The 17,128-nt window shown below is 49.7% G+C and carries 16 protein-coding genes; 14 read left to right on the forward strand and 2 right to left on the reverse strand.

The features are described 5' to 3' along the window. Positions 1-2: 2 nt before the first annotated feature. Both hemL and AN963_RS03000 read left to right on the forward strand, forming a co-directional pair. Positions 3-1,286, forward strand: coding sequence for a glutamate-1-semialdehyde 2,1-aminomutase (hemL, locus tag AN963_RS02995; protein WP_055744426.1), 1,284 nt, complete (start codon positions 3-5; stop codon positions 1,284-1,286). Between the two features lie 116 nt (positions 1,287-1,402). After that, positions 1,403-1,879 (forward strand): GyrI-like domain-containing protein, encoded by a 477-nt coding sequence (locus AN963_RS03000; RefSeq protein WP_055743076.1) that lies wholly within the window; start codon positions 1,403-1,405, stop codon positions 1,877-1,879. 12 nt (positions 1,880-1,891) lie between these two features. On the opposite strand, the gene AN963_RS03005 is transcribed toward AN963_RS03000, so the two are convergent. After that, positions 1,892-2,581 (reverse strand): alpha/beta family hydrolase, encoded by a 690-nt coding sequence (locus AN963_RS03005; RefSeq protein WP_055743077.1) that lies wholly within the window; start codon positions 2,579-2,581, stop codon positions 1,892-1,894. A 140-nt stretch (positions 2,582-2,721) separates the two neighbouring features. Here AN963_RS03005 and AN963_RS03010 point away from each other — a divergent pair, with 140 nt between their 5' ends. From AN963_RS03010 to AN963_RS03060, 11 genes are all read left to right on the forward strand, one after another. After that, on the forward strand, positions 2,722-3,519 hold the full coding sequence (locus tag AN963_RS03010; protein ID WP_055743078.1) for an alpha/beta fold hydrolase: 798 nt from the start codon (positions 2,722-2,724) through the stop codon (positions 3,517-3,519). A 90-nt stretch (positions 3,520-3,609) separates the two neighbouring features. Beyond that, on the forward strand, positions 3,610-5,484 hold the full coding sequence (locus tag AN963_RS03015) for a bifunctional metallophosphatase/5'-nucleotidase (protein ID WP_055743079.1): 1,875 nt from the start codon (positions 3,610-3,612) through the stop codon (positions 5,482-5,484). 110 nt (positions 5,485-5,594) lie between these two features. Continuing rightward, positions 5,595-5,924, forward strand: a complete 330-nt coding sequence (locus tag AN963_RS03020) for a PadR family transcriptional regulator (protein ID WP_055743080.1) — start codon at positions 5,595-5,597, stop codon at positions 5,922-5,924. Then, positions 5,911-6,462, forward strand: a complete 552-nt coding sequence (locus AN963_RS03025) for an HAAS signaling domain-containing protein (protein ID WP_055743081.1) — start codon at positions 5,911-5,913, stop codon at positions 6,460-6,462. The genes AN963_RS03020 and AN963_RS03025 overlap by 14 nt, the downstream gene beginning before the upstream one ends. A gap of 1 nt (position 6,463) precedes the next feature. Beyond that, positions 6,464-7,312, forward strand: coding sequence for a DUF4097 family beta strand repeat-containing protein (locus tag AN963_RS03030; protein ID WP_055743082.1), 849 nt, complete (start codon positions 6,464-6,466; stop codon positions 7,310-7,312). A 141-nt stretch (positions 7,313-7,453) separates the two neighbouring features. After that, the gene (gene hemE, locus AN963_RS03035) at positions 7,454-8,491 is read left to right on the forward strand and encodes a uroporphyrinogen decarboxylase (RefSeq protein ID WP_055743083.1); all 1,038 of its coding nucleotides are present in this window, start codon (positions 7,454-7,456) and stop codon (positions 8,489-8,491) included. A gap of 18 nt (positions 8,492-8,509) precedes the next feature. After that, positions 8,510-9,442, forward strand: a complete 933-nt coding sequence (gene hemH / locus AN963_RS03040) for a ferrochelatase (protein ID WP_055743084.1) — start codon at positions 8,510-8,512, stop codon at positions 9,440-9,442. Positions 9,443-9,454: 12 nt separating this feature from the next. Continuing rightward, positions 9,455-10,864, forward strand: coding sequence for a protoporphyrinogen oxidase (gene hemY, locus AN963_RS03045; RefSeq protein ID WP_055743085.1), 1,410 nt, complete (start codon positions 9,455-9,457; stop codon positions 10,862-10,864). A gap of 226 nt (positions 10,865-11,090) precedes the next feature. Then, positions 11,091-12,557: a LysM peptidoglycan-binding domain-containing protein gene (locus AN963_RS03050; protein WP_055743086.1), complete on the forward strand. Its 1,467-nt coding sequence runs from the start codon at positions 11,091-11,093 to the stop codon at positions 12,555-12,557. Positions 12,558-12,570: 13 nt separating this feature from the next. Next, entirely contained in the window at positions 12,571-13,569 is a 999-nt protein-coding gene (locus AN963_RS03055; RefSeq protein ID WP_055743087.1) for a hypothetical protein, read from the forward strand. Continuing rightward, complete coding sequence (locus tag AN963_RS03060; protein ID WP_055743088.1) at positions 13,556-14,551, forward strand: phosphotransferase; 996 nt, start codon at positions 13,556-13,558, stop codon at positions 14,549-14,551. The genes AN963_RS03055 and AN963_RS03060 overlap by 14 nt, the downstream gene beginning before the upstream one ends. 39 nt (positions 14,552-14,590) lie before the next feature. Here the strand turns inward: AN963_RS03060 and AN963_RS03065 are convergent, their stop codons facing one another. Next, entirely contained in the window at positions 14,591-14,773 is a 183-nt protein-coding gene (locus AN963_RS03065; protein WP_055743089.1) for a hypothetical protein, read from the reverse strand. 138 nt (positions 14,774-14,911) lie between these two features. Here AN963_RS03065 and AN963_RS03070 point away from each other — a divergent pair, with 138 nt between their 5' ends. Then, complete coding sequence (locus AN963_RS03070; protein WP_236707862.1) at positions 14,912-17,104, forward strand: PP2C family protein-serine/threonine phosphatase; 2,193 nt, start codon at positions 14,912-14,914, stop codon at positions 17,102-17,104. Positions 17,105-17,128: the final 24 nt, after the last annotated feature.

Below are 17,128 nucleotides of genomic sequence, written 5' to 3' on the forward strand. Positions count from 1 at the left end.
TGATGAAACGGGAAAAATCAACGGAACTCTTTGCGGAAGCGCAGCATTACATTCCAGGTGGGGTAAACAGCCCCGTACGAGCATTTAAGAGCGTCGGTGGCAACCCGATTTACATCGAAAAAGGGGAAGGTTCCCGAATCTTTGATGTAGATGGCAACAGCTATATCGATTATATCGGCTCGTGGGGACCATTGATTCTCGGTCACGCACATCCACGCGTCCTGTCGGCGATTACGGAAGTCGCTACTTTGGGTACGAGCTTTGGCGCACCAACCGAACGTGAAACAGATATGGCAAAGCTGGTGTGCGAGCTGGTGCCATCGGTAGAAGTCGTACGGATGGTAAACTCCGGAACGGAAGCAACGATGAGTGCTCTGCGCCTGGCGCGCGGTTATACAAAGCGCAATAAAATTATGAAATTCGAAGGCTGCTATCACGGCCATGCCGACAGCCTGCTGATCAAAGCAGGTTCGGGCGTCGCTACTCTGGGATTGCCTGACAGCCCGGGCGTACCCGAAGGAACCGCTGTCAATACGATTACGGTTCCATACAACGATCTGGAGAGTGTAAAGCTCGCGTTCTCTTCGTTCGGAGACGACCTGGCTGCGGTGATCGTCGAGCCGATCGGGGGAAATATGGGCGTCGTTCCTCCATTGCCAGGCTTCCTGGAAGGCTTGCGTGAGATTACACAGCAATACGGCACACTGCTCATTTTTGATGAAGTAATGACTGGATTCCGCGTGGCTCGTGGCGGTGCGCAAGAGCTGTTCGGTATCGCACCTGATTTGACTACGATGGGCAAAGTCATTGGTGGTGGTCTACCAGTAGGTGCATATGGCGGGAAGCGTGAAATCATGCAGCAGATCGCTCCTGCTGGTCCAATCTATCAAGCAGGGACTCTCTCTGGTAACCCACTGGCAATGGCAGCAGGCTTGACCACTCTTCAGGAGCTGAGCAAGCCAGGCGCTTACGAGCGTTTGGAGAAATTGTCTGCACGCCTGGCGGAAGGCTTGGCTGACAATGCGAGCAAGCTCGGCATTCCACACACTCTCAATCGCGTTGGTTCCATGGTTTGTCTGTTCTTTACAGACACGCCTGTCATCAACTACGAGACAGCTAAGACTTCCGATCTGGAGCGCTTCTCTACGTACTTCAGCCATTTGTTGGAAGAAGGCATTATGATCCCACCTTCGCAATTTGAAGGCATGTTCGTATCCGTGGCTCACTCCGAGGCAGATATCGAGAGAACGATTGAAGCAAGCTACCAGGCGATGAAAAAGTTATAAGGATGCAAGCAGAACCCTCCTGAAGCCGTTCAGGAGGGCTTTCGTTTTTTTACAGGTTTTGTCTGATGATTGTGATAAAATAAGTGGGAAAAACTGGCTGGAATGGAGTGATCGCAGTGAGTGGAAGTATCGCAGTGGTACCGCAGAAGTATTTGATTGGAATGAGTTTTTCAGGGAACTTTCAGGCTTTGGTAGCAGAAATGCCCAAGGTATGGGCGACGTTTTTGCAGCGTCAGCCAGAAATTCCTCTAGTCGTCCATCCTGTGGTTCGATATGACATCAGTAACGAAAATCACACTTACCAGATGTACACGGAGTATATTGCGGTGGAAGTAGAACGTTTCGAACAAATCCCCGTGGGAATGATCGGCTTCACCGTACCGGAAAAAACATACGCCCGTTTCACGCATACTGGCCCGATGGACCAAGTGCAAAATACGTACCAGCAGGCGTTTCAATGGATAAAGGAACATGGACACCGAGTGGATGAAGCTGCTCTGCGCATAGAACGTTACGATGAACGATTTGTTCCTAGCGTGCATGCTCCCGAGCGTTCTGAAAATGCGTATGACATCTTCATCCCGTTGCTGTAACGTATTGCTTGCTCACTTTAGCCCCAATTGAAGCTGTCTGGTAACAAACCGATCCATTTCCTCCATCACGGACGTCAATGTGGAGAGGCTAGCGCAAAGGTCCAACCCGATTTCCAAGGCGTGGTTCGCGTTCGGTACGATTTCGAGATGTAGATTCGGTTTTGTTTCTCTCAATTTTTCCATCAACGGTTCCCGATAAAAATGATCTTCTGTGCCAATGGCAAGGTATATGGGCTGCTTCGTCTTCAACAGATTGGTAGCCAGCAGTTCGCTCGTCAGGATCGGGGTCAGCAGGATGGCCGCCGCCTTCTCATGCGCCGGGTCTTGCAACAAACCATCTACGATTGGCATGGTCCCAATCGATTTTCCCAAAAAGAAGATTTGCTCGTACGGATGCCCCGCCAGTACTTTTTCGACAACAGCCTGAACATCCTCTTGCATCCACTTGCTTCGTTCAGCCATGGCGAGCTCTCCGAAGGCGATATTTTCTTTGCCATAGGCGTACTCGATATGGACGATGTCTGAATCATGGCCGAGCATCAACATGGTGGAGTAATGCAGGAAAGGCTTGTCAAACAGATAGCTTGAGCCCGGGCAAAAAAAGCAGATCGTACGGGAGCGTGCCTCCCCAGGCTGAATATAGGTGTATCGTACATCCTGACTATTTCGGCCGATCGCAAGGCCTGCGCTTATTTGTACCATAAAGAGTTTCTCCTCTTCTAGAAAGATTGAGATGGAAGCGATTGTGTTACATATCATAAAGGGGGGAAACGCCCCTGACAAGCATTCTTTCGACCCGCACAGGGCACCATTTTGAAAAAAGACTGAAAGGAAGATGTCACATGATCAAACAAGTACAGCTAGAAAATGGTCTCGAGGTAGCTTATCTGGAAGAGGGTAGCGCCAATCAGGAAACGGTCATTCTACTGCACGGCTTTTGCGGTAGCTCGGCCTATTGGAATAAAATTGTTCCAGCTCTCTCCCAATCGTATCATGTGGTAGCTGTAGACTTGCGAGGACATGGAGGTAGCTCTGCGCCGGATGAGCCGTACACCATGGAGCGCTTTGCGGAAGATCTCTCCCTGTTAGTGGACAAGCTTGAGTGTGGACCGGTTCATTTGTTCGGGCATTCCCTAGGAGGGTATGTGACCCTCGCATTTGCGCAGAAGCACGTGGACAAATTGAAAAGCTTTGGGCTGATTCATTCTACCGGCTATCCTGACGATGATGCAGCCAAGGCGAATCGGGATAAAGGCGCCGAGAACATTCGGGAAAACGGTATGGAGCCATTTATCAAGGCATTGGTACCCAAGCTGTTCGCACCCGGGCATGTTACGTCGATGCCAGAAGATGTGCAAGTAGCCAAAGAAATTGGGTTTGCCACCAAGCCGACAGGAGCTATCCAGACGCTGAAAGGCATGCGGGATCGTGCAGATCGCAATGATGTACTCACATCGACGACTCTTCCTGTACTTTTAGTCGCGGGTAAAGAGGACAAGATCATTCCTTCTGAAAAAACATTTATCGTGAACGGGCCGCGTGTGGATCAAGTTTTGCTCGGCCATGCAGGGCACATGGGAATGATGGAAGAGCCCGAGGCAATGGCCGAGGCGATCATACGGTTTGTGTCGAAAAATTAGAGAAATCCCACCAAAGACCTAGTAAATTTTGCTATAATAGACAGGGAAATCCTATCAATAGAGATACATATGAGAGGGGAAATTTTACAAATGAAAAAAGCACGTCGCATTACCATGACGGCTCTTGCGTCGGTTGTCTTTGCTTCGTTGATGACGACTTCTGCATTTGCCGCACCACTTCACCCTGTTCAGCACGCAGATTGGATGGTAAAAAAGTCGATCATCACTGCTGGACAAAACGGTGATCTCGCTCTCGACCGCAGTGTGACTTTGGCAGAGGCGACTGTTGTATTTGCCAAGCTGAAGGGCGTTAAGATTGCCGCACCTGTAAAAGGTGAAACCTGGGCTACACCTTACCTGGCTTGGGCAAAAACACAGGGAGCTGTAACGCAAGACGATTTCAAAAAGCCTGCTCAAGTGCTTACCTCTGCCAAACTGGCTGAAATGGCGAAAAAACTGGGCTACACGCTCGCACTGGAAAACAAAGCTACAGTGACTCGTGGTGAGTTCTTCAATGCTCTGGGTAACGCAGCTACTACGCACATTACACTTGCACATACAAACGATACACATGGACATATCCAAGAAGATAAAACGCAAAAAGAATTCGGCTTCGCTAAAATTGCGACTCTGTTAAAAGAATGGCGTGCTGAAAACCCGAACTTCCTGCTGTTGGACGCAGGTGACACCTTCCAAGGGACTGTTTTTGTCAACCAGTTCAAAGGTGAATCCATCCTGCCAATCCTCAACAGCCTGGATTACACACTGATGACTGCAGGTAACCACGAGTTTGACTTTGGCTATGAGCAGCTGCTGAAGCTGCGTGACGCTCTTGATTACCCAGTAATCAATGCAAACGTATTTACAGCAGATGGCAAAAACCTGTTGGTACCGACCTTCAAGGCTGAGATCGGCGGCAAGAAGTTCGCGTTTGTGGGCTTTGTAGCGGAAGACACGCCCGTACTGACTCACCCGAACAACGTTAAGGGCCTGACATTCAAGAGCCCGGTAGAAGTTGCGAAAACGGTGATCCCTGAGCTGAAAAAAGAAGCGGATCACGTAGTGGTTGTTTCTCATATCGGGGTGGACGTAGACCGTGAAATCGCGAAAAACGTAGAAGGCATCGATCTGATCGTAGGTGGTCACTCCCATACTCCTCTGAAAACACCAGAAGTTGTAAACGGTACTTACATCGTTCAAGACTGGGAGTACGGAAAATCTCTCGGACGTGCTGATCTGTACTATTTGAATGAAGAGCTGGTAGCATTCAGCGGTGGTCTGAAAGAGTACGATGAAAACGTTCAAGCAGATCCTGAAGTGGACAAAATGGTGAAAGACATCGTTACTCAAATTGACAGTGTAATGAACGTGGTCATCGCGAAATCCGAAGTACCATTGGATGGCGACCGTGCGCTGGTACGTACTAAAGAAACCAACGTCGGTAACCTGATTGCAGATATCATGCTGGAGCGCACTCAATCGATCAAAGGTCATGAGGCAGATGTTGCACTGGCAAATGGCGGCGGAATCCGTACGCAGCTGAATGCTGGAGATATCACCAAGAAAAACCTGTACACGCTCCTGCCGTTTGAAAACAACACTCTTTCTGTTGTAGAAGTAACAGGTGAAGAACTGAAAAAAGCACTGGAAAACGGTGTGAGCCAAGTAGAGACAGGAGCAGGTCGCTTCCCGCAAATCAGCGGCATGAGCTTCACGTACAACCCTACGAAGCCAGCTGGTGAGCGCGTGATCGAAGTGAAAGTAGGCGACAAGTCGCTTGATCTGACCAAAACATACAAAGTAGCAACAATCGACTTCCTGGCAGCAGGTGGCGATGGCTACGAATCGTTTAAAAAACCATTCTTCAACACAGGTCTGTCGATGTACAGCGTGGTAGAAGAAGCGTTGATCAAGCGCCAAGTGGTCAGTCCGAAAGTGGAAGGCCGCATTGTAGAAGTAAAATAAGCGTGGATTAAGTGAGACAGGGAGATGTGAATGCTCCCTGTCTTTTTTATCATAAAGTACCTTGCAATATACAGTACCTCTTTGGTAAGCTTTTACATGGGTGATGGGCATTGAATGTTCAGTTTAAAAAGGGCGTACTAGAGCTATGCGTGCTGGTTTTGACGGCCAAGCGTGACAGGTATGGCTACGAGCTCGTTGCCAGCATCTCTGAAAAGTTTCACATTGCTGAGGGTACGGTTTACCCTTTGCTGCGTCGGTTGACCCAGGAAGGTTTTTTTACCACGTATCTAAAAGAATCGCAAGAAGGTCCGCCGCGCAAATACTATCAGTTGACAGAGCAAGGCCGTGTATACATGAACGATCTTGTTTTGGAATGGCGCATTTTCGACCGCGGTGTCAACCAGATCATAGGGGAGGGACTCGGTTATGACAAGGCGTGAGTTCATGGACGAATTGGGCTCGCTGTTAATTGAATTACCTGACAAGGAAAGATTGGATATTTTGGCAGATTACACGGAGCACTTTTTGATGGGCATTCAGGATGGCAAGAGTGAGCATGAGATTGCAGAGACGTTGGGCAGTCCTAAGGTGTTGGCTAGAGAGCTGCTGGCAGGCTACCGGATTCACCAAGCACAATCGAATGCATCTGTCGGAAACATGACCCGTGCGATAATAGCGACCGTCAGCCTTGGATTCTTCAATTTAATCTTTGTTCTCGGCCCGTTTATGGCACTAATCGGGGTGCTGATTGCGTGCTATGGAGTGTCAGTCTCCTTGTTGGTCGCGCCATTGGGAATGCTCGCCCAGTATGGTGTTCCGAATCTATCCCACGAGCGACTCTTTCTGTTGTTCGGAAGCCTGGCTTCAGTCGGATTGGGTGGCATGCTGGTGATCGGCTTGATTCGTTTGACCAAATGGCTGTACCGGCAGTTCTTGCGGTATCTCCAGTTCAACGTGCAAATGATCAGGGGGAAATAAGATGAGGAATGTGAGCAAAAAACTATTTGGATTATGCTTGCTGCTCTTTATCGTCGGGGCGGCCGGACTCGTCTGGTTATTTTCAAAACAGGAATATTTCACTTTTTCGTTAAAAGAAGTGAAGGAGGAGCGGATGGTATCCCAATCCTTCAAAGGGCTGAATCTGTCCACCGATACGACGGACGTGATCATTGGGCCAAGCAATCAGTCGTCTGCCATCGTTCGATTGGTAGGCAATGCTGCTGATCAGCAACTGGAGAGACTCCAATTTACGAGCGATGTAAGTCCGGATGGGACACTGAATGTCACGGTGCGGGAACAAAATCATCTCAACTTGTTTTTCATGGGGAATGGGCACTTGCAGGTCGAAGTCTTGCTTCCGGATGCGGTGTACGAGAATATTCGTTTAGAGACAGCAACCGGGGATATCAAAAGTAGTGCGCTCCAAGCCAAACAGGCAAACTTCACGTCAAGTACGGGAGAGATTGAGCTCGCTGGCTTTACAGGAGAACAGCTAACCGTCGATACAGATACAGGTGACATGAAGCTTTTGCAGATTCGTTCAGCTGTTAAGGTCGAGAGCAGTACAGGAGATATAAACAAGCTCGTCTTGTCTGAGCTTACCCACAATGTAGACATTCGCACGGATACGGGTGATGTGCGCGTTTCCGCAGATAAAAAGCCGACGGACGCCAAGCTCGAATTGGAGTCCGATACTGGGGATATCAACGTCGATTGGTCAGAGCTGAAGTATGATCGAAAAGAAGAGCAACATGTCGAGGCTTCTATTGGTAGCGGTGGCACAGTATTATCCGTAAAAACTGCGACTGGAGATATCCGCATTCAATAGGGGAAGTTTGGAAAGACTGATGGAAGAGCTTGGGAAAAATCGAGAAACGAAAAGATTTTGACACAAAAGAGCCCTACATTGTCGAATGCCCAGTGGTATCATAATGTAGGGGAAGATTATTGTGTAAAGAGAGGTTTATTCATGACCGCAAAACCATTTAATGATACTTTTTTGAAAGCGTGTCGAAAGGAAGCGACGGACCATGTACCTGTATGGTATATGCGTCAAGCTGGGCGTTACCAGCCTGAATACCGCGCGATCCGTGCGAAGCATAGCTTTTTTGAAATGAATTACATACCTGAAGTCTGTGCTGAAGTGACACGCTTACCCGTGGAGCAGCTTGGTGTCGATGCGGCCATTCTGTTTGCAGACATCATGACACCGCTAAAGCCAATCGGAGTCGATGTGAACATTGAATCGGGGATCGGACCGGTGATTGCCAATCCGATTCAGTCTCTGGCAGATGTACATCGCCTGCTTGAGCTGGAGCCGGAGACGCACGTACCGTACATTTTGGAGTCTATCAAGATTTTGCGTCAGCAATTGTCTGTTCCGCTGATTGGTTTTGCCGGTGCGCCATTTACCCTTGCCAGCTATTTGATCGAGGGTGGCCCATCCAAGCATTATCACAAGACAAAAGCGTTCATGTACACCGAACCACAAGCATGGCAGGCACTGATGGACAAATTGGGAGATATGACAATTACGTATCTGAAAGCCCAGATTGCTGCAGGCGCACAGGCCGTACAAGTATTTGATTCCTGGGTAGGAGCATTGAATGACGAAGACTACCGCGAATACATTACTCCGGTGATGACGCGAATTTTCAACGCGCTAAAAGAGACCAACGTTCCTACGATTTACTTTGGAATCGGAGCTGGCCACTTGTTGATGGACTGGAATCGCCTTCCCGTAGATGTAGTCGGCCTTGATTGGCGTACTTCGATTACGACCGCGAGAGAAATGGGCGTGACCAAGACGCTGCAGGGAAACCTCGATCCTACATTGCTGCTGGCACCGTGGGAGAAGCTCGAAGCCAAGGCGAAAGAAATTTTGGACGAAGGAACGAAGCAGCCAGGATATATTTTCAATCTGGGACATGGAGTTTTCCCGGATGCGAAGGTAGAGACGCTACAAAAGCTGACCCAGTTCATCCATAGCTACAAACGCGACGTGTAATCAGGAGGTGCATAGACGATGGCAAAAAGAAAGACAGGACTTCTGTTGATGGCTTACGGAACGCCGCGGAGCTCAGAGGATATCGAGCCGTACTACACGCATATCCGACGCGGGCGCAAACCTCCACAGGAGCTGCTGGACGATCTGAAGGCACGCTATGAGGCAGTCGGAGGACTGAATCGCTTTGCCGAGATTACGGACGAGCAAGTGGGCGCTTTGGTGAAAGAGATGAATGGGCGCTTTCCAGATCGTGAGTTTGTCGGGTACCTCGGCCTCAAGCATATTTCTCCGTTTATTGAAGATGCTGTGGACCAGATGAAAAAAGATGGGATCACAGAAGCTGTCAGTCTGGTTCTCGCTCCTCATTACTCCAGCTACAGTGTAAAAGAGTACAACGGACGGGCGAAAGAGCATGCGGAATCCATCGAAGGACCGGTCATTCACAGCATCGAGAGCTGGTATTTGGAGCCTGGATTTATCAACTATTGGGTAAAAGCGATTCACGATACGTTTGCTGCGATGCCAGCAGAGGATCGTGAGAAAGCGGTCGTTATTTTCTCGGCACATAGCTTGCCAGAAAAAATCCTGAAGTCGCAAGATCCATATCCACAACAGCTGGAAGAGACGGCCAAACTGATCGCAGAACTGTCGGGAATTCCTGATTTCGCGATTGGCTGGCAGAGTGCGGGCAACACTCCGGAGCCATGGCTTGGACCTGATGTTCAGGATTTGACCCGAGAGCTGTATGCCAAGCATGGTTTTTCAGCATTCGTGTACTGTCCGATCGGATTCGTTGCCGAGCATCTGGAAGTCCTGTATGACAACGATTATGAATGCAAGGCAGTAACGGAAGAGTTGGGCGTCCATTATTACCGCCCTCCGATGCCGAATGCCAGACCAGCCTTTATCTCCTGTCTGGCTGATGCCGTCGGGAAGAAGCTGGCGGACTAGGGGATCGATTGTATGAGTAACAAAGCGTATCATATTACGATTGTAGGTGGCGGCATCACGGGATTGACCGCCGCCTTTTACTTGCAAAAAGAAATGGAAGCAAAGGGCCTGCCTATTCGCTTCGAATTGCTCGAAGAAAAAGACCGGCTGGGTGGCAAAATCAAGACGTGGCGACATGAGGGTTTTGTCATCGAGCAGGGGCCAGATTCGTTTCTAGAGCGAAAGACGAGTGCCGCTCAATTGGCCAAGGATCTTGGTCTGGAACAGGAGCTCGTGCGAAACAGCACCGGCCAAGCGTACATTTGGCACCACGATCGACTGATGCCTATTCCGGAAGGGGCGGTCATGGGCGTTCCGACCAAGCTCATGCCGTTCGTTACCTCTGAGCTGATCTCCTGGCCGGGAAAAATCCGTGCTGCGGCCGACTTGTTTTTGCCTGCCTCCAAAGAAAATGGAGACATCTCGGTCGGGGACTTTTTCCGTCGGCGTCTGGGCGACGAGGTTATTGAGAACTTGATCCAACCGCTATTGTCTGGGGTCTATTCAGGAGATATTGACAATCTCAGTCTGCTGGCCAGTTTCCCGCAATTCGCTCAGATGGAAAAGCAGCATCGCAGCCTCATTTTGGCGATGAAGCATTCTCGTCCCCAATCCAAGGTTCAAGGTAAGTCAAAAGGAATCTTCCTCACGCTTAAAAACGGATTGGAGACACTGGTTGAAGGGGTAGAAAGCCAGTTGCCTGCCAACGTGTTCCGCAAGAATACTGGTGTGCAGGAGTTGATCAAGCGTGAGTCCGGTGGCTATACGCTCGTCACAAAAGACGGTGAGCGAATCGAGACAGATGCTGTCCTGTTCACGGTGCCGCATGCCGTAGCCGAGCCACTCCTACGTCCTTATACATCTGTACCTTCCTTGCCAGAGGCAAAGCCGCATATGGTGGCCACGATCAGTATGGCGTTTCCAGAAACAGCTGTTGATCTCCGATTGGAGGGGACAGGGTTTATCGTCCCGCGCAACTCTGGCGCAAAGATCACAGCATGCACGTGGGCTCATCGCAAATGGCCGCATACGACTCCAGCAGGGAAGGCATTGGTTCGCTGTTTTGTGGGGAAAGCAAAGGAACAGTCATTCATGCAACTAACGGACGAGGAAATCGTGGAGGTCGCCATGCGCGATTTGCACAAAACGATGACACTTCGCCAAGAGCCTGATTTTTATCGGGTGACCCGTTTGCAAAATGCGATTCCTTATGTCGTGGGCCATCAGGCTTGGGCACAGGACGTATCCGAAAAAGTAGGGACCAGCCTTCCAGGTGTCATTCTTGCGGGGGCTTCCTACGGCGGGGTAGGCGTACCGGATTGTATTGAACAGGGAAAAAAAGCAGTATCGCAATTGATCGAGATGGTTCAACCGGGGAATTAATTCCCCGGTTTTTTCTATCTATAGGAATTGAAAAAAGTATGTTCGCCCGGAAACCTGATTCCCCAAACAACCACCGTGGCTAGAAGATGACCGTCAGGCATGTCTGACGATATTCTTATTTTCCGATTTAATGGGCTGAGTCAGGTTTTCGAATTTCCGGTGCTAAACGGCTCGTCCTGTCCATATAGTATAGGGAAATGTCCTGCACCTGAAAGGAGGAGCATGAATGGCGTTACAGGATGGACTGCTCTCGTTTGCCATCAAGGAGACCATTTTCCTCTCATCCGATAGAGCCGGAATAGGCGAACTGCAAGAGCTGGAACTGGTACCGGATGTAGAGGTGTTGGAGAATGAATCCTACATCTCCATTACAGGCTGCTTGCAGTTGTTCGGGAAGTACGAGCCGATCAGGGATACCGCTGGGTCGGACGGCGGTGGAGCGGAAACTCTGGTTCAGGCTATGACTTTCTCTCCGTTTCGGCCTGAAGGATCGGATGGACCGTATTACGGCTGGGAGGAACAGATCGGACACCGTGTTCCACTCAACATCACGATTCCACTCGATCGGATTGCGGAAATTGGTGATATTTATGCCATTGTGGACAGCTTCGACTATAAGCTGGAAACACCGCATCAGCTGTTGATTGATGCCGAACTGAAGATCGTCGGGATCGTGCTGTCCGACCAACCAGTCGCATCACCGACCAATCCGTATCCTTACGAACAGCCTGAAGCCGAACGTCAGGAAGAGACGTGGGAGTTTGCCCATGTGGCTTCGGATCACCCAGAAGGAGTACCTGAGCTTGCATCTCTCGAGGACATCGAACAAAAATTGATGCAGCTCGAACAAGAACTGGAGAGGCAGGCAGAACCGGTTGCCTACGATTCAGCAGAATCTACTTCATTGTACGATGCGCCAGCTATGGAGGTAGCATCAAGAGACTATTATCCGGATCAACATTTCGGGGAAGTGACGGAATCAAATGACGGCCAATTCGCTGCCTATCCCGAAGGTTCGTATGCTGACGCCTCTGTGTCCTGGGAAGCGGATACGCCTGCGATCGAGTCAGCCGCTTACGGTTCACCTGTCTACGGAACGCAGGTGACCAACTCTGACCAAGTAGAGCAATGGGTGGATGCTCCTGGAGAGCGGGAGGAACAAGAGGAAGCGACCCTCGCAATCCATGATTACCATGAGCCTGACTTTACACCCGTCGTAACGGAAGAGGCACAAGAGCTAGAAGAGACGGAAGTGGATGTGCAAGAAGAGGCGGTAGCAGAGGTATTAGCTGAGCCGGAAGCCAATGAAGACATTGAATTGCGAGTGGCCATTTCAGGCAAGCCTTCTCGTGAAGAGTCGGGCAATGTCAATATTACATCAATATTTTCTCAAGCTAGCCGTGCCAAACAGGAAGCGTTGGCTCTGGAGGCGGAATCGTCAGCTAGCTCCTCGCGACGAGGCGTATCGACCAATGCTACTCCATCCACAATGGAAGCAATGCAAAATTTGACCTCATTTATTCGCCATAAGGAAGAGCGTTCGAGTCAGTTGAAAATGTGCATTATTCAGCGAGATGAGACATTGGAACTGATTTCGCAACGGTATTCCATGCCTGTTTCCAAAATTGTGGAAGTGAACCGATTGGCTACAGAGCAGCTTGTCGCCGGACAAATCCTGTACATTCCACAGTGAGGAGTGGGGGACCGTGGACAAGATTGATCTTTCCGAGGTTTGTCAAAACTATCGCGCGCGCGTGATCCGTGTCACGCCTCTCGACGATTGCTATTTGCTGGAGACAAACCGGGGCCCCAAAGAACTTCACGTTTGGCCGCGTGTCGATGTGATGCGCTGGTCGTTTGCATGGCGCGAACGACTGGCGCGTCTGGGGTTTCGCGAGCTAGAGCGATTTATTCGCACGCGCGACTCCAAGCCGTTTGTCATCGTGGGCAAACAGGGAGTCACGATGACGGATCATCTGAGGAATGTGGCGACGTACCAGCCTCAAATGGACACGACCTTCCAATGTGGTCGTGTCGTCGCCATGATGCATCAGTCACAACAAGAAAGTAATTTACTGGCTGGAGTCGATTATCTGCAGCAAGAGCAGTTGAAGTCTGAAACAGAGTGGACGCGTGCCAAGGCTCTGGTCGAATCGTACCGCTCCAAGTTCAGGAAGGAAAAAGGGGAGAAGCGCTGGGTAGGGAGCCTGATGGAACCTATGCTGCAGAGGATGGAACGCTCGACAACCATGCTCAGCAACGACAGCATCACGGCAGATACCATCGGCGTTTCTCACCGGGACCTTTTTCGCGATAACTGGGGGATGGTAGGTGGAAAGCTGTACTTGCGAGGTTTTTTTCGACCCGTTCTTTCCGTTCAACAGCGAGATGTCGCGAGTTATTTACGGGACATTTATCTGAAGAATCAAGACTTACGAGAGATTGATTCTTTTCTGGATGGTTATGAGGAAGTAAAACCTCTCAGCTACGGTGATTACACATTGCTGCTTGCATTTATGGCACGACCTCGGGAGATATGGAAAAGTGTCGAGTCTTACGTAAAACGCGTTTCGGTCAATGAGGATGTGCCGATAGCAGGGATTGAGCAGGCCCTAAACAGTCAGCAATCCATCGACGCGCTTCTGCGGCACATCGCCGATCGGGCCGAGCGACCAAGGAGTGAGGAAGTCCATGAGCCGCTTTGAAGACATTTTTCCGTTGTTTCAGGAGTATGACATGTTTGCGCAGAACATCGATGTCCTGAAGGAGCCAAACGTCTTCAAGGCGATCACTCCGTATGGCTCATACGTCTGCAAACGAACACAGGCTCCTGGGCAACGCCTGCAGTTTGTCAGTGAAGTGTTGCTCCAATTAAAGCAGCGAGGTTGGGATGGGGCTGTCCCTTTTATGCACACAAAGTATGACGACCCATTTGTGCAGTATCAAGACGCTACGTACTATTTGACCTCCTGGCAACCAAACAGCGAACCGGGGGAAGACCAACCGCTGGCATGGGCGAAGCCTACCTTGGAGCGATTGGCTGAGCTGCATCATTTGACGCAAAACTACCGCTTTGACGACCCAAGGCAAGTGGAGCCTTTGATCGATTCCTTGCTGAACCGTTGGCATTATTGGCGTAAGCAAATGGAAAAAGCCGCGCAGCTCGCCAGTGAACGCCCTTACCAGTCGCCATTTGATTTGGTTTTTCTCGCGAATCGTGCGTTTATCAACGAAATGGCCAAGACGGCTACGGACCTTTTGCAGGACTGGCGTGAGCGGCATGAGACACACGCTCATTTTCGACTGGCCCTGATCCACGGATCGCCTCATCCTGCCCACATCATCTTGGATCGCTTTGGTAAAGGGAAGCTGCTCAACTTTGACCGTGCCACCTTTGATACGCCGATCCGTGATCTGACCTTGTTTTATCGGATGTATTTTCAGATGGCCGGAGACGAGACAGGAGCCTCTCAGCTATTCCATCATTACGCTGGAGTTTTTCCGTTGCGACCGGAAGAGATTGAGCTATTGGCTGCGTTTCTCTCCTATCCCGAACGAATCATGCGAGATGTGGACATTTATTACAATGGCCGCAAAGAGTGGAGTGAACTGTATGCGGTCAAACGGCTAGAAAAAGATATGGACCGTCTGATGCGGCTGCATCGTTGGGTCCAACAAGCTTTTTAGCGAGCAGCGTCTCACCGCGTGGGGCGTTGTTTTTCTTTTTCAACACCATTCGAGAGAGATTGCTACGTATATGAAGGCCAAAATTCCGAGAATGACCACATCAAAGGATGTAGGAAAGATGATGGTACGAACGAATTGAAAGACAATGAGCGGAATGAGCACCTGTTTAAATCCATACTTGATTCGCAAATAGGTGGGATTGTACTTCCAACGAAAATTCATCAATATCACCTCATTCCAGCATATGCGTCAAATGGTGGGACAGTGCTAGGTAGGCAAAAGAGGACAAGAAGAAAAAACAGGATCGAGAATGGGAGGAGGAGACACAAGGTTTAAACAGGATAGCAAAAGGGAACGTAAATGGTCAGGAACGAAAAGGACGCACTCGTAAAGGTGATCGACATGATATGGGAAGCCTTGCTTTATGTGTTGGGATGTTGTGCAGGTGTGTTTATCGTAAAGTGCTCGCACATCCTCTCATCCGTAAAGCATTGGTATAATGTTTCATTCTTGCAAGGTCTGGGCCTGATCACGTGGGGCGTGGGGAACCTTCTTACGCTGTATCCCTTATTGGGTCTACAAAAAATATGTCTGACATCCTATATATTCACGTATGCTTTCTTCCTATTGTCACTGCATGCGCTTCAACACTCCACATTGGCTTATGCTTCATGGAAAACCGCATTTGACAGCGTCATGTTGATTGCGACTTTTATAACCATGGTCGTGCTGCACGAAATGGCGTACGCCCCGAACACCAAGGCGCATATCCCGTACATGATTCCCGTACAGGGTGGTGTGTTCCTGATGATTCCCGCCATCACACTCATCGTAGAAAATTGGCAGGCTTCGGGTCCACAATCAGAAGTGCGTATAAGACGGGGCATGTTGGTGATGACAACCATTTTGTTTGCGGGGTATTCGATGCTGCAGCCGTTTATTCCCACACCCGTTATGGTTGCGCTGGGAGTGACCTCCCTTGCCTTGTTGGTGGGAGCGCATCGTGGATTGGAAGATCAGAAGCTACTCCAAAACAACCAGCCTGAATATCGCTATCTTTTTCATAAGCTGACGTTTGGCAAAAGGGATATCATCATGGTACAAGTCATGCTGATGCTATGTGCTGCCATCCTGTTCGGCGCTCCTGAGATTCCTTCTTATGGTCGGATCGGCTTGTGGATCGCGATCTTGTTTGGCTGTATCCGTGTGTATTTCACCATTCGCGACAATCGCTCACTGGTGAATGAGACGTTTTATTCTGCTGCCAGACTCGAACAACAATTTGAAGAACAATTGGCATTGACGAGAGAATCGAACGAGCAGCTCAGACAGGTGCTTACGCTCAAGCAAAACTACGAGCGTTTGCTCATTGCAAGCAATGAACAAAGCTTGCGGGAAGTGTCCTATGAAACACTTCAGCAGGTGATCGAAGAGTTGGTAGAGACGTGGTATTCCAAGATCGATTCCCTCGTCTATTTGAGACTCTCTCTGGAGTCGCAAAATCATATCGTCTATTTTCAGGCAGAGAAAGGGGAGAGAAATGATTTCTCTGAGCTGCATCCGGTATCCGGGCAGATCGTTGTTCATGAGGACATGGATTCTGCCCTGGCTCCTCGATTTGTAAGGCTTGAGGCATATACCGGTGCCGAGGACAGCCAGCAAAAAGAGTTGGAACAATCCCTCTTTCAATTACTGTTAGTCAATGTGCGCGGCCTTGCACAGCGGTGTTTACATCAGCACCAGGCTTTGGAGCTACGCTTTATGGAATCGGAAATGGAACTGGCCCGACGCATCCAATCCATGCTTGTCCCTAAAGAACAGCTGACACTAGCAGGGCTATGCGCTCGAGCCGTCTATGCACCTTTTACCTATGTTGGAGGAGATTATATTGATTACATTCGCGTCAATGAACGCTATACTTGTTTCATTGTCGCTGACGTATCTGGTCATGGTTTGCCTGCAAGTCTGCTAGCATCAGGGATTCGTACAGCGGTTCGAGCTGTCTTGCAAAAAAGCTGGTCTCCTGACGAAGTTTTGACCAGACTCAATCAGTTGCTTTACGATGACCTGTCCAAAACAAGGTCATATGTAACGATGCTCGTCGCCTTGTACGACGCAGAAGAGCACGCTCTATTGCTGAGTCGTGCTGGACATCCGCGGCCGCTCTACCTGTCTGCGACTCAAAAAATGGTGCTTCCATGTGTGGGTGGGGTCGGTCTAGGGCTTTTGGCTGATAGCACTTACAAAGTCGAGAAAGTACCATTAAAAGAAGAGGGCTTCCTACTTTTATATACAGATGGCTTTGTGGAATCTGGGAGAAAAAAAGCGCTTCGTTGCATCCACACGTGGCTCCAAGACCTTTCCTTGCTTATGGACAAGCATGAGAGAGAAAGTGAGAATGCAATGGATGGCGTGGAATCATACATATGGGAAATGACTCGTGAAGGACAACAGACGGACGATATGTCTGTGCTGATCTTGCAATTTCAATCGACTTCGGAAAAGCCGTTTCCGGAAATAGATGCTGTCACGGCACCACCTGCTAGTCTGTAGGGTTCGCGTTACGAAAGGAGGATG

Origin of the sequence: Brevibacillus choshinensis, from assembly GCF_001420695.1 — a bacterium.
In the GTDB taxonomy this organism is placed as follows: Bacteria; Bacillota; Bacilli; order Brevibacillales; family Brevibacillaceae; genus Brevibacillus; species Brevibacillus choshinensis.

Bases quoted from the DNA above. Each gene is read 5' to 3' on its own strand.
- hemL (WP_055744426.1), top strand. From the start codon at position 3: ATGAAACGGGAAAAATCAACGGAACTCTTTGCGGAAGCGCAGCATTAC.
- AN963_RS03005 (WP_055743077.1), bottom strand. From the start codon at position 2,581: ATGGTACAAATAAGCGCAGGCCTTGCGATCGGCCGAAATAGTCAGGAT.
- AN963_RS03010 (WP_055743078.1), top strand. From the start codon at position 2,722: ATGATCAAACAAGTACAGCTAGAAAATGGTCTCGAGGTAGCTTATCTG.
- AN963_RS03015 (WP_055743079.1), top strand. From the start codon at position 3,610: ATGAAAAAAGCACGTCGCATTACCATGACGGCTCTTGCGTCGGTTGTC.
- AN963_RS03025 (WP_055743081.1), top strand. From the start codon at position 5,911: ATGACAAGGCGTGAGTTCATGGACGAATTGGGCTCGCTGTTAATTGAA.
- AN963_RS03030 (WP_055743082.1), top strand. From the start codon at position 6,464: ATGAGGAATGTGAGCAAAAAACTATTTGGATTATGCTTGCTGCTCTTT.
- hemE (WP_055743083.1), top strand. From the start codon at position 7,454: ATGACCGCAAAACCATTTAATGATACTTTTTTGAAAGCGTGTCGAAAG.
- hemH (WP_055743084.1), top strand. From the start codon at position 8,510: ATGGCAAAAAGAAAGACAGGACTTCTGTTGATGGCTTACGGAACGCCG.
- hemY (WP_055743085.1), top strand. From the start codon at position 9,455: ATGAGTAACAAAGCGTATCATATTACGATTGTAGGTGGCGGCATCACG.
- AN963_RS03050 (WP_055743086.1), top strand. From the start codon at position 11,091: ATGGCGTTACAGGATGGACTGCTCTCGTTTGCCATCAAGGAGACCATT.
- AN963_RS03060 (WP_055743088.1), top strand. From the start codon at position 13,556: ATGAGCCGCTTTGAAGACATTTTTCCGTTGTTTCAGGAGTATGACATG.
- AN963_RS03065 (WP_055743089.1), bottom strand. From the start codon at position 14,773: ATGAATTTTCGTTGGAAGTACAATCCCACCTATTTGCGAATCAAGTAT.
- AN963_RS03070 (WP_236707862.1), top strand. From the start codon at position 14,912: ATGGTCAGGAACGAAAAGGACGCACTCGTAAAGGTGATCGACATGATA.